This window comes from Nonomuraea sp. NPDC049750, from assembly GCF_040659625.1.
Classification (GTDB): domain Bacteria; phylum Actinomycetota; class Actinomycetes; order Streptosporangiales; family Streptosporangiaceae; genus Nonomuraea.
Window position 1 is genome coordinate 14,274 of record NZ_JBFANB010000047.1, and the last position, 11,759, is coordinate 26,032.

The window sequence follows — 11,759 nt, forward strand, 5'->3', positions numbered from 1 at the left end:
ACGCGTCCATGCGCGGGCCGTTATCTGATCACCGGGCCGACGTACGAGGCGCGTAGGCGGAGGAGGGAACCCTTGGCGTATTCCTCCATCGCGTGGGCCAGCCACCCGGCGGTCCTGGCCACCGCGAAGATCGCCTCGCCGGAGCCGGGCAGCATCCCGGCGACTCCGGCGAGGGTGGCGAGCGCGAAGTCGACGTTCTGTTCGGGCAGGCGTCGCCGACGGACTTCAGCCAGTACGGCCTGGACCACGGCGATGCGTTCGTGGTCCGGCGCGGCCTGCTTCACCAGGTCGAGCAGGAGGCCGCCGCGCGCGTCGCCGTTCTTGTAGACGCTGTGGCCGAAGCCGGGGATGCGCTCGCCCCGGCGTACCCGATCGGTGATCACGCGCGGGGCCTGGCCGGGTTCGGTCACCTCGGCCAGCAGCCGTTCGGCCGCGTGGGACGCGCCGCCGTGCAGGGGGCCGCCGAGCACGCCGAGGCCGGTCAGCACCACGGCGTACGGGTCGGCGCGAGCGGAGGCGGCGACCCGGGCGGCCAGCGTGGAGGCGGCCAGCTCGTGGTCGGCGAGCAGCACGAGCGCGCCCCGCAGTGCGGCCAGGAGAGCCGGGGTGGCGGGCCGCGGGCACAGACGGGACCAGAGCCGCTCGGCGATCGACTTACCGCCGGGGGCCTGGAGCGCTGGGAGGGCGTCGACGAGGCCGGAGATGAGGCGACGACCGGTGGCGGCGACGGAAATGGGATCGAGCTGGTAGCGGAGGGAATCGGCGGCGCCGAGGACCGTGGTGATCACCTGGAGGCGGTCCAGGAGCGGCAGACCCCCGGGGAGACCGCGCTGAGCCGCGATTGCGACCTGCGCCATCTCCGGATCGTGCGCCCAACCCCGCGCCGCACCATCTGACGCCTCGGAATCACGCACCCGACCCCCCGCCGCGCCACCTCCCGCCGTCTCGGTATCACGCACCTGACGCCGCGCCGCATGGTCCGAGGCGAAGGCGTCGGGGTCGCCTGTCCACAGCCACTCGGCCACCGTTTCGAAGTCGGCGGTTCGGGCCAGGGTGAGGGCGTCGCGGCCGCGGTAGTACGGGCGGTCCAGACCGAGCGCGGTGATGCCGGATTCGATGACCAGCTCCGGCGGCTGGCCGCGTGGCCGCCCGCGCCGGGCCAACTGCTCGATCTCCGCCGCGTCGAACAGGCTGCGCCGGTCCTCGCTGTGACGTCGCTTGAGCACGCCCCGGCTCACGTACGCGTAGAGAGTGGCGGGCTTCACGCCGAGCCGCTCAGCTGCCGTCGCCGCGTCGATCCACTCCACGCCAAAGCCTCCCATATTGATGAAAATCAATATTGATACACATTGAGCAAGCGTGTCAACGTGTGCACATGCCCAAAGTTCACTTCCTTGACGTGACCAACCGAGACGGCGTGCAGACCGCGCGCACCGGCCTGTCGAAGTTCGGCAAGACCATGGTCAACTTCTACCTGGCCAAGCTCGGGGTGGCTCAGTCCGAGATCGGTTTCCCTTTCCTGTTCCACGAGGTGCCCTACGTACGGGCGCAGACGGCGCTGGCCGAGGCGGGCGCGTTCGGCGAGCTGCGGCTGTCGGGCTGGTGCCGTGGTGTACCGCAGGACGTGGAGAAGGCGGCGCCACTCGGCCTGAAGCACTACAACCTGTCCATCTCCACCTCGGACTACATGATCCAGAACAAGTTCCGTGGCCGCCTCGACCGCGGCGCGATCATGCGGGAGATGACGGCGGCGGTGCGGGCGGCCAAGGCGGCGGGCGCGCTGACCGTCGGCGTCAACGCGGAGGACGGGTCGCGGACGGATGACGGGTTCTTGCTGGAGTTCGCGCTGGCGGCCAAGGAGGCGGGCGCCGACCGGGTCCGCTACTGCGACACGATCGGCGGCGACACCCCCGACCGGATCCGCGAACGCTTCGCCAAGCTGGCCTCGGCCGTCGGGATGCCCGTCGAGACGCACTGCCACAACGACCTCGGCCTGGCGGTGGCCAACTCCATCTCGGGCGCGCTCGGCGGCCTGGAGGCCGGGCAGGACGCGTGGATCAACACCTGCGTGAACGGCATCGGCGAGCGTTCCGGCAATGCCGACCTGCTGTCCACGATCCTCGCCTTCGAGCACGGTTTCGGGCTCCAGGCGGAGATCGGTGACGCCATCGACCTGTCGTGGGCGCGCAGGTTCGGGCTGTGGGCGAGTTACGCGTTCGGGCAGCCCCTGCCGTACAACCAGGTGGGGGTGGGACGCAACGCGTTCGCGCACGAGTCGGGCATCCACGCCGACGGGGCGCTGAAGGATCACGGCAACTACGAGCTGTACGACGAGGCGACGCTCGGGCCGTTCCCCGAGGACTGGCACGCGCGCGGCGGACGGGTCGTGCTGACCGGCGAGTACGGCGGGAAGGCCGGATTCCGGCACGTCATGGACGGGCTCGGCGTGGACGTGCGGGAGGAGGACCTGGCGTTCCGGCTGGTGCAGCTCTGCAACGCGATGACCGGCCGACCGCTCACGGACGACGAACTGCGACTGATCGCGGCGTATCCACGGGAGCTGGCACTGCTGTTCCCGGAGTACGAGTGAGACCCCGGGCGCGCCGCCCGGATCCGGTAGGAGCGGCGGCTCATAGCATGAGCGCATGCAGATCGAGGAACGGACCATTGCCGACGCCGACCTGACCGCCCTGCTCACCGCCGCCTTCGACGAGCTGGTGAAGCGCTACGGGCCCGAAGGGCGTTCCGTCGTCAAGGCGCAGGCCCGCTACCTCGTCGCCTACGCCGGGGAGCACGCCGCCGGATGTGGTGCCATCCAGCCGGTGGGTCCGGATATGGGGGAGCTCAAGCGGATGTACGTGGATCCCGCGTTCCGAGGTCAGGGGATCGCCAGGCGGCTCTTGGCGGCCTTGGAGGATCTGGCTCGGGACATGGGCTACGAGACGGTGCGCTTGGCGACCGGAGTCAAGCAGCCCGAGGCCATAGCTTTGTACGAGAGCAGCGGGTATGTGCTTGGCGAGTCGTACGGGATGTACGTGGACCAGCCGCTGACCCGCTGCTACCGCAAGAAGCTGGGCTCGGTCTGAACGACGCGGGCGAGCGCGTGGACCCCGCGCCCCGGGCGGGTAGGCCGTAAAGCAGGCGGCACGACCACCGGGAGAGACCACGATGCGGACCAACGCGACACCGGTAGGCGGGCCCACCGCATGGACCCGGTCCACTCTGCGCGAACAGGACTGGCTGCTCCACATCGACCAACCACTCACCCGGACCCGACCCGAGTTTCACGTCCCGGCCTTGACGCTCCTGGCCGAGAGAGCCAAGGCCGCGCTCGAAGCGGGTCCCGGCCTGGTGGTGATCCGGGGATTGCCGATCGCGGACTGGCCCGAGGAGCAGATCGATCTTCTGTGCTACACGTTCGGCTCTCTCCTCGGCACCCCGCGCACCCAGAAGGCCGATCTGGTGACCACCGGCGAGAAATCGCGCAGAGGCATGGACGACCAAGGGCTGGCCCTCCACACCGACCGGGCCGGACCGCCGGGGCCGCCGCACCTGCTGGGCCTGCTCTGCCTGCGCGCGGCCGTCCACGGCGGGGAATCCCTGCTGGTGAGCGGCCACGCCGTACACGACCGGCTGCTGGAAGAGCGGCCCGACCTGCTGGCCGAGCTCTATGAGAACTTCCATTTCGGCGCGGGCACGGTCTCGAACTTCGACCGCGTCTACCCCGTCTTCGAGTGGCGGGCGGGGCGGCTTCGCGTCCAGTACAACCGCCACTGGATCGAACACGGTCAGGAAGCGGCCGGGAAGCCGCTGACATCCGGCGCCGTGGCCGCTCTGGATGCCTTCGACGAGATCCTCGCCGACGGGGACATGGTCCTGCGCTTCCCGCTGCGCCCGTGCGATCTCCTGCTCGTCAACAATGACGTGGTGTTGCACGGCCGTACGGCGTTCACCGAAGACCTGCGCGCCCGTCGCCGCCTGGCCCGGATCTGGCTGGACTGAGCATCCTGAAGACAGGTGCTCCCGCCCTCAGGCGGGATGGTGTAGGCCCGCGCGTGAGTGCCCTCTGGGCGCGAGCGTGCAGTGATCGGAACTGCTTGCGACGTCTCAACCACGTACGGTAAGGTCTCTGTGATCGAACTGGCAAGCGACAACCAAGCTGGCCGCGAGATCGCTTCATGGATTCATCGGTACAACGAGGCCGACGGACGGGCGGTGACAGGACGTGGAGACTTGCCAGTAGGCGGGTCAGTGAAGCGTCAAGCATCCTGTTCCACAGCTCGTGCTGCTTACGCGGCATGGACTGCTGCGTAAGCAGCACGGGAATCCTCGCCTCTTAAGGGCGAGGAGCACGTCAACAGCCACGGCTGTCGCAGGCGGCCGCGAATCGATACCTCGCCAAGGAGATCGAGGCCACGCTCGATGACCTCGAGTGCGGCAAGGGCTTCTACCCCAAGGCCGGGCTCGTCGCCGACCGCCTCGACTCCGAGTTCGGCCGCTGGAAGCTCTGATCGCTGACCATTTCGCGAGTTCGGCCGTTGATAGCTCTGAGCGTGGTGGGGGGTCGGCGACACGTGATCGCCGAGCGGCAAGGCCCGCCAGCGGCCTGAGCGGGAGGACACCGGGACGCCACTGATCCCCTAGAGGCTCTGCTCCCCCGTTTCCGGCAGGCCGAGCAGACAGAGCAGGCTCAGTACGGCCATCGCCGACACGTAACCCCCGACGCCCAGCACACCGGCACCGCTCGCCTGCAGGCCGGTGGCCACCAGCGGCGGCACCGCGCCGCCCAGCACCCCGCCGAGGCTGTAGGCGACCGAGGCGCCGCTGTAGCGGTATTCGGTCCTGAACAGTTCCGGCAGGAAGGCCCCCATCGGCCCGAACACCAGCCCCATCAGGCCGAGCGCGCCGGCCAGGGCGACCCCCACGAGCACCACCGACCGGGTCTCCATCAGCGGGAACATCACCAGCCCCCACACCACCGCCACACCGGTCCCGGTGAGCAGCGTGCGGCGGCGGCCGAAGCGATCGGACGCCATCGCCGACGCCACCGTCCCCGCCGCCATGAACACGACACCGATCATGGTTAGCGCGAGCATGGTGGTCTTCGGGATCTTCAGCGTCTGCGTGCCGTACGCCAGGCAGTAGGTGGTCGCGGTGTAGAAGAGCGTGTACGCGATCGTCATCGCACCGGCGCCGAGCAGCACGCGGCGCCACTGCTGCCGCATCAGGCCGGCGAACGGCACCTCGGCGATGCGGCGCTGGTCCATGGCGGCCTGGAAGACCGGGGTTTCGGCGATCTTCAGCCGTACGTACAGGCCGATGAGCACGAGCAGCAGGCTCGCCACAAACGGCAGGCGCCAGCCCCAGTTGCCGAACCGCCCATCGCTGAGCACCTCCCCCAGCAGCAGGAACAGCCCATTGGCCACGATGAACCCGACCGACGGCCCGAGCTGCGGGAACATCGCGTACAGCCCGCGCTTGCCCGGCGGCGCGTGCTCGGTCGCGAGCAGTGCGGCGCCGCCCCACTCGCCGCCGAGGCCGATGCCCTGGGTGAAACGGAGCAGCACGAGTAGCACCGGAGCGGCGACACCGATGGTCGCGTAGCCGGGCAGCAGCCCGATCGCGACCGTGGACAGGCCCATGACCAGGAGCGAGACGACGAGCATGGACTTGCGCCCGATCCGGTCCCCCCAGTGGCCGAACACCGCCGAGCCGAGCGGACGGGAGATGAACGCCACCGCGAACGTCGAGAACGCGGCCAGACTGCCCGCCACTGGGTCCATCCCGGGGAAGAACGCGGTGTTGAGCACCAGCGCGGCGGCGGTGCCATAGATGTAGAAATCGTAGAACTCGATGGCCGTGCCGATGAGGCTGGCGGCCGCGACCCTCGACTGGCTGGGCGTCGTCCTGGTTGTGGGGGAAAGCGGCATTACGTCTCACTATGCGAATTCGCGTCTTGCGGAGTGATACGCAGACGCTATCAGCTGGGCTGCCATGCGACCTCTTGACTCATTCTCGCTCCGAGTGAGAACGTTATCAACATCTTACTGAGAACGTTCTCAAAGGAGTCCTCTGTGACCGACCTGCTGCCGCTCAAACCGATCGAGTCCGACCTGGCCGACAAGATCCGCGCGACGCTCGACCAGCGACCCCAGTTGGCGGAGCTCGTCTCGGACGTCATCGACAAGGGTCTGCGCAATGTGTTCTTCGTGGGCGCCGGCGGCTCGCTCATCGCCGCCTACCCGGCCCACTACCTGCTCGAACGCGAAGGCACCTGGCCCGTCTACAAGCTGCAGAGCGACGAGCTCAACACCGCCCGCCCCCGGCGCATGGGCGAGGGTTCCCTGGTCTTCCTGGCCTCGTACACCGGCAAGACCAAGGAGACCGTCGCCGCCGCGCAGTACGCCAGGAGCACCGGCGCGACCGTGGTCGTGGTGACCCAGGAGGGCGGCCCGCTGGCCGAGGCGGCCGACGTGGCCTTCACCGGCAAGAGTGATCTGTTCATGCAGCTGGCGGCCTATGCCCTGCTGCGCAGGGCCGGGGTGGAACGCGACTGGGCGCTGCTCGACCAGGCCCTCGACGCGCTCCCGGACGCCCTGGTGGCCGCCGCGCACGAGGGTGAGGAGCGGGCGCGGGTCATCGCCGAGACGCTGAAGGACGAGCCGATCACGTATGTGCTCGGCTCGGGTCCCAGCTACGCGTGGGCGTACGGGCTGGCCATGTGCTTCCTGCAGGAGATGCAGTGGAAGCACGCGGCGGGCTTCAACTCGGGCGAGTTCTTCCAGGGCGCGTTCGAGGTGGTCAACGACGACGTGGCGGTGATCAACCTGCTGGGCGAGGACCCGTCGCGGGCCATGGCCGAACGGGCCAGGCGCTTCCTCGACACGTACGCGACCAAGAAGACCTTCCACATCGACACGGCGGACCTCACTCTGCCCGGTATCCCCAAGGCGTTGCGCGGCGAGGTGTCCCCGCTGGCGATCGCCGTGCTCATGGACCGGCTGGCCCGCCACTACGAGGCGGTGCGCGGCCACGACCTCGACAAGCGCAACTACATGTTCCAGGTGGACTACTGATCTACCCGTTCCAGGAGCGTCGCCGGGCGGCACCCCGCCGCCCGGCGGCACCGCGGGGAAAGGAGCTGGGTTTGCCGGTCGAACTCGTCATTTTCGGCTGTGACGGGGTGCTCGTGGACAGCGAGCGCATCTCGGTACGTGTCGGCACGGCGGCGCTGCGCGAGCTGGGGTGGTCGATCGACGAAGCGGATAAGCTGCCCCTAGCGCGTGCGTCTGTTCGAGCGCTGCTCTCCGTTTCCTGCCTAAGACCTCCCTTTTTACGGCAAGCATGGGCCGGCCCCACCCACCGCACGTGGCCGAAGGCCTCCAGGAATACGCCCGCTGAACCCGCACAGGGCGGGCCGCCGCTACGTGCGCCTCCTGACCCGGCAATCAGGAGACCCATCGGGATACCTGGACCTAGGGGAAAGACAGCTCTTACCCGCGAGATAGCTCGAAAGTGCGTTCGAGCATGGAAGCCTCTCCATACCCGGGCGCACGGGGGCCCACGACGCGAGGAGACTTGCCATGCCCGTTCTGATGTCCTTACGCGCAGCAGCGCTCACCATGGTGACCGCCACCGCGCTCGTCTTACCCGTCACACCCGCCCACCCGGCGGCGACGGCGCAGCCCAACGTGGTGGTCAGGTGGAACACGGCGCTGCTGGCGGCGGTGCGCGGCGGCACGCTGGGGCCGCCGCTGGTGGCCAGGGCGCTGGCCACCGTGCACACCTGTGCCTATGACGCGTGGGCCGCCTATGATCCGGTCGCCGTCGGCACCCGGCTGGGCGGCACGCTGCGGCGGCCCGCCGCCGAACGCACGGATGCCAACCAGGCCCAGGCGATCAGCTACGCGGCCCACCAAGCGGCTGTGGACCTCTATCCGGCGCAGCGGGCGGTGTTCGACGGGTTGATGACCGAGCTGGGCTATGACCCGGCCGACCAGTCCAGCCAGCCGGCCCAAACCGGCCTGGCCGCCTGCACGGCCGTGCTCGAATACCGGCACGCCGACGGCTCCAACCAGCTCGGCGGCTACGCCGACACCACCGGCTACGCGCCGGTCAACGCTCCGATGGTGGTCGCCGATCCGCTGACCACGGTCAACGACCCGAGCCGCTGGCAGCCGCTCACCTTCCGCAACAAGGCGGGCGTGGTGGTCACGCCGCCGTTCCTCGCGCCGCACTGGGGCGGGGTCGCCTCCTTCAGCGGCCACGCGCGCGACCTGGCCGACAAGGTGCCCGCGCCGGCGACGTACGGCACGGCCGCCTACCGTGCACAGGCCGCCGAGATCGTGTCGGGCACCGCCGCGCTGACCGACCGTCAGAAGGCGATCGCGGAATACTGGGCCGACGGCCCCAACAGCGAGACGCCGCCCGGCCACTGGTGCCTGTTCGCCCAGCAGGTGTCGGCGCGTGATCATCATGGCCTGGACCAGGACGTGAAGATGTTCTTCGCGCTGGCCAACTCGGTGCAGGACGCCGGGATCGCCTCGTGGGAGGTCAAGCGTGTCTTCGACTCCGTACGCCCGATCACCGCGGTCCGCTTCCTGTACCAGGGACAGCAGATCGCGACCTGGGGCGGCCGGGTGATCGACGGCGCGACCTGGGTGCCCTATCAGGTGCCGACGTTCCCGACGCCGCCGTTCGCCGAGTACGTCTCCGGCCACAGCACGTTCAGCGCGGCGGCGGCCGAGGTGCTGCGGCGCTTCACCGGCGGTGACACGTTCGACGGCGAGGCGCTGATCGCCAAGGGTTCGTCACAGGTGGAGCCGGGGGTGAGCCCCGCCAACGACCTGACGCTGCGCTGGCGTACCTTCAGCGACGCCGCCGACGAGGCCGGCATGTCGCGGAGATATGGCGGCATCCACTTCCGGGCCGGCGACCTGCAGGGTCGGACCCTCGGCCGGGCGGTGGGCGTCGCGGCGTGGCAGCGCGCGGCGGCCTACTGGTCGGGACGCGGCTGAGAATGCCCACGTCGTACGTGGTGTGGCACGCCACATCACGTACGAGGTGGAAAGCTGCGAATCGCCGGGCTGTCAGATGGGTGGCCAATTTCGCAGCGCCGCGTCGGCCACCCGCTGGAGTTCGGGGCGGGTGGCGCCACCGGCGGCCTGGACGGCGATGCCGTTCGCCACGGTCATGATGTAGCGGGCGAGCAGCTCCGGGTCCGCGCCCGGGGGCAGATCGCCCTCGTCGACGGCCCGCTGGAACCGGTGGCGGAGGCGAGCACGGCCGTCGTCGCGCCAGACGATCAGGGCGTCCTGGGCCGCCCGTCCGGAGTCGCCGGCGGCCAGCGAGCCCTGCACACCCAGGCATCCGGCAGGGCAGCCGGGCTGGGTGGTGGCCATGACCGAGCCGGTGAGGAACGCCGTGGCCACCTCCCGGGCGCTCGGCTTCCGCAGCGCGCGGTCCGCATAAGCGGCGGGGCCCTCGGTGTAGCGCTCCAGGGCCTTGCGGAATAACTCCTCCTTGTTGCCGAAGGCCGCGTACATGCTCTTGCGGGTGATGCCCATGGCGCTGGTCAGGTCGGTCAGGCTGGCGCCTTCGTAACCCTGCTCCCAGAAGACCGTCATCGCCTGATCCAGGGCCTCGTCGGCGTCGAAGCCTCTCGGCCGGCCGATCGGCGCTTTCCGGGTGATCTCCACGGCCTCATCCTACAGCTTAGATACCGATCGGTGCAGAAGTGCTATGGTTCCTTTCTGCACCGATCGGTAGCTAAGTTTCGGGAGTTCAAAGCATGGGACAGCTGGAAGGCAAGACCGCCGTCGTTACCGGCGGCGGCACCGGAATCGGCCTGGCCACCGCCGCGCGGCTGGCGTCCGAGGGCGCTCACGTCTTCATCACCGGCCGACGCGAGGACGCGCTCGACAGGGCCGTCGAGTCGATCGGTTCCGCGGTCACCGCGGTGCCGGGCGACATAGCGGAGCCGGCCGACCTGGATCGGCTCTACGACGCGATCCGCGACCGCGGCCGGGGCCTGGACGTGGTGTTCGCCAACGCGGCCGTGGCCACGTTCGCACCGCTGGCGCAGGCCACCCGGGAACAGTTCGAGCAGATCTTCGGCGTCAACGTCCTGGGCACGCTGCTCACCGTGCAGAAGGCGCTGCCGCTGCTCAACGACGGCGCCTCGGTGGTCTTGAACACCTCCGTCCGCGCCGACGACGGCTGGGAGAACTACGGCCTGTACGCGGCGTCGAAGGCCGCGATCCGGTCCCTCACGCGGACCTGGGCCAACGAGCTGAAAGGCAGGGGTATCCGGGTCAACGCGGTCTCGCCGGGCGCGATCGACACCCCCGGAATCGACACCGCCGTCGGCGAGGAGAACGCGGCCGCCGTCAAGGCGGACCTGGCGACGGGAGTTCCGATCGGCAGGATGGGACGCCCGGAGGAGGTCGCCGCCGCCGTGGCCTTCCTCGCCTCCGCCGACAGCAGCTTCATGCTCGGCACGACCCTGTACGTCGACGGCGGCGAGAAGCAGTTCTGACTATGGGGCCGTCTCGGCGGGCGTCCGAACGGATCTGGCCGACTCGCGCTCGACGAAGCGGGTGGGCAGGCGGCGGTGTACGGGGCGGCGGTCGGTGCCCTGGACGCGGTCCAGGAGCAGGCGGCCCGCCTCCGCCCCCAGCTCGTACACCGGCTGGGCCACCACGCTGAGCGGCGGGGAGATCGCCTCCGCCCAGTCGGCGTCGTCGAAGCCCACCAGCGACACGTCGGCGGGACAGCGCAGCCCCAGCCGCCGCAGCGCCTGGAGCACCCCCAGCGCGAGCAGGCTGTCGAGGGCGAGGATCGCGGTCGGCGGGTCGGGCAGTCCGAGCAGGCGGGTCGTGGCCGCGGCGGCGTCCTCCCTGCGGAAGCCTTCGGCACTGACCAGCTCGGGCCGGGGCTCGATGCCGCTTTCGACCAGGGCGTCGCGGTATCCGGCCGCGCGGGCGCCGACCGTGGTGGCGCCCAGGCGTTCGACGCCGCGCAGCCCCGGGCGGGCCAGCGGGGGCCGCAGCTTCTCATCGCCGCCGGTCAGTAAGGCGATGCTGCGGTGGCCCAGCGCGAGCAGGCGTTCGGTGGCGTCCTTGGCGGCGGCGCGGTTGTCGATGCCGACCGTGTCGGCCTCGAGCCCCGGGACCCGCCGGTCGAGCAGGACGACGGGGATCCCGGCGTCGATGACGTCCTTCAGGGCGTCGCGGTCGGCGGTGTCGGTGGGCGCGACGACCAGGCCGTCGACGCGCCGCTCGGCGAGCACGCCGAGCGCCTTGCGTTCGAGCGAGAGGTCCTCGTCGGTGTTGACCAGCAGCACCTCCCAGCCGCGCTCGTGCGCCACGTCCGCGATGCCGCGCAGGGCGCGGGAGAAGAACGGGTTCTCGATGTCGGGTACGAGCACGCCGAGCGTGTGGGTCAGCCCGGTGATCATGCTGCGCGCCAGACTGTTGGCCCGGTAGCCGAGGCGTTCGGCCGCGGCCAGCACCGCCTCGCGGCTCTTGCCGCTCACCGAGCCGTAGCCGCCGAGTGCCCGCCCGGCCGTCGCGGTGGAGACCCCTGCCTCCTTGGCGACGACCTCGATCGACGGCATGCTCCGCCGAGCGCTGCCGCTCATCCGCACCCCCGGTGCTGCTAGATCGTGTCCACACCATCATGCTCCCACTGACGGGAGGCGATCACCGTAGCGGATTTACCGAGGGCTATTGACATGCGTCTCAGCGATTGAGAACGTT

At 69.9% G+C, this 11,759-nt stretch carries 10 protein-coding genes; 6 read left to right on the forward strand and 4 right to left on the reverse strand.

What is annotated here, in order from left to right; genetic code table 11:
* Positions 1-20 precede the first annotated feature (20 nt).
* Positions 21-1,307, reverse strand: coding sequence for a citrate synthase (locus AB0J16_RS55330; RefSeq protein WP_358556076.1), 1,287 nt, complete (start codon positions 1,305-1,307; stop codon positions 21-23).
* Positions 1,308-1,375: 68 nt separating this feature from the next.
* On the opposite strand from AB0J16_RS55330, the gene AB0J16_RS55335 reads away from it, so the two are divergent.
* The 3 genes from AB0J16_RS55335 to AB0J16_RS55345 all read left to right on the forward strand — a co-directional run bounded on the left by AB0J16_RS55335 (position 1,376) and on the right by AB0J16_RS55345 (position 4,002).
* On the forward strand, positions 1,376-2,590 hold the full coding sequence (locus tag AB0J16_RS55335; RefSeq protein WP_358556079.1) for a hypothetical protein: 1,215 nt from the start codon (positions 1,376-1,378) through the stop codon (positions 2,588-2,590).
* 55 nt (positions 2,591-2,645) lie between these two features.
* A complete protein-coding gene (locus AB0J16_RS55340) occupies positions 2,646-3,086 on the forward strand; it encodes a GNAT family N-acetyltransferase (RefSeq protein ID WP_358556082.1) in 441 nt (146 codons plus the stop codon).
* Between the two features lie 82 nt (positions 3,087-3,168).
* Positions 3,169-4,002, forward strand: coding sequence for a TauD/TfdA family dioxygenase (locus tag AB0J16_RS55345; protein WP_358556085.1), 834 nt, complete (start codon positions 3,169-3,171; stop codon positions 4,000-4,002).
* Positions 4,003-4,640: 638 nt separating this feature from the next.
* Here the strand turns inward: AB0J16_RS55345 and AB0J16_RS55350 are convergent.
* Positions 4,641-5,930: an MFS transporter gene (locus AB0J16_RS55350; RefSeq protein ID WP_358556088.1), complete on the reverse strand. Its 1,290-nt coding sequence runs from the start codon at positions 5,928-5,930 to the stop codon at positions 4,641-4,643.
* A 144-nt stretch (positions 5,931-6,074) separates the two neighbouring features.
* Between AB0J16_RS55350 and AB0J16_RS55355 the strand changes: the two genes are divergently transcribed.
* Both AB0J16_RS55355 and AB0J16_RS55360 read left to right on the forward strand, forming a co-directional pair.
* On the forward strand, positions 6,075-7,076 hold the full coding sequence (locus AB0J16_RS55355) for an SIS domain-containing protein (RefSeq protein WP_358556091.1): 1,002 nt from the start codon (positions 6,075-6,077) through the stop codon (positions 7,074-7,076).
* Between the two features lie 507 nt (positions 7,077-7,583).
* Positions 7,584-9,017 (forward strand): vanadium-dependent haloperoxidase, encoded by a 1,434-nt coding sequence (locus AB0J16_RS55360; protein WP_358556094.1) that lies wholly within the window; start codon positions 7,584-7,586, stop codon positions 9,015-9,017.
* Positions 9,018-9,089: 72 nt separating this feature from the next.
* Here the strand turns inward: AB0J16_RS55360 and AB0J16_RS55365 are convergent, their stop codons facing one another.
* The gene (locus AB0J16_RS55365) at positions 9,090-9,698 is read right to left on the reverse strand and encodes a TetR/AcrR family transcriptional regulator (RefSeq protein ID WP_358556097.1); all 609 of its coding nucleotides are present in this window, start codon (positions 9,696-9,698) and stop codon (positions 9,090-9,092) included.
* A 92-nt stretch (positions 9,699-9,790) separates the two neighbouring features.
* Between AB0J16_RS55365 and AB0J16_RS55370 the strand changes: the two genes are divergently transcribed.
* Entirely contained in the window at positions 9,791-10,537 is a 747-nt protein-coding gene (locus AB0J16_RS55370; RefSeq protein WP_358556100.1) for an SDR family oxidoreductase, read from the forward strand.
* Here AB0J16_RS55370 and AB0J16_RS55375 read toward each other — a convergent pair whose 3' ends face one another.
* Entirely contained in the window at positions 10,538-11,641 is a 1,104-nt protein-coding gene (locus AB0J16_RS55375; protein ID WP_358556103.1) for a LacI family DNA-binding transcriptional regulator, read from the reverse strand. It abuts the gene before it with no gap.
* Positions 11,642-11,759 lie beyond the last annotated feature (118 nt).

Excerpts from the sequence above, each read along its gene's own strand:
- AB0J16_RS55335 (WP_358556079.1), top strand. The coding sequence starts at position 1,376 with ATGCCCAAAGTTCACTTCCTTGACGTGACCAACCGAGACGGCGTGCAG.
- AB0J16_RS55340 (WP_358556082.1), top strand. The coding sequence starts at position 2,646 with ATGCAGATCGAGGAACGGACCATTGCCGACGCCGACCTGACCGCCCTG.
- AB0J16_RS55345 (WP_358556085.1), top strand. The coding sequence starts at position 3,169 with ATGCGGACCAACGCGACACCGGTAGGCGGGCCCACCGCATGGACCCGG.
- AB0J16_RS55350 (WP_358556088.1), bottom strand. The coding sequence starts at position 5,930 with ATGCCGCTTTCCCCCACAACCAGGACGACGCCCAGCCAGTCGAGGGTC.
- AB0J16_RS55360 (WP_358556094.1), top strand. The coding sequence starts at position 7,584 with ATGCCCGTTCTGATGTCCTTACGCGCAGCAGCGCTCACCATGGTGACC.
- AB0J16_RS55370 (WP_358556100.1), top strand. The coding sequence starts at position 9,791 with ATGGGACAGCTGGAAGGCAAGACCGCCGTCGTTACCGGCGGCGGCACC.
- AB0J16_RS55375 (WP_358556103.1), bottom strand. The coding sequence starts at position 11,641 with ATGAGCGGCAGCGCTCGGCGGAGCATGCCGTCGATCGAGGTCGTCGCC.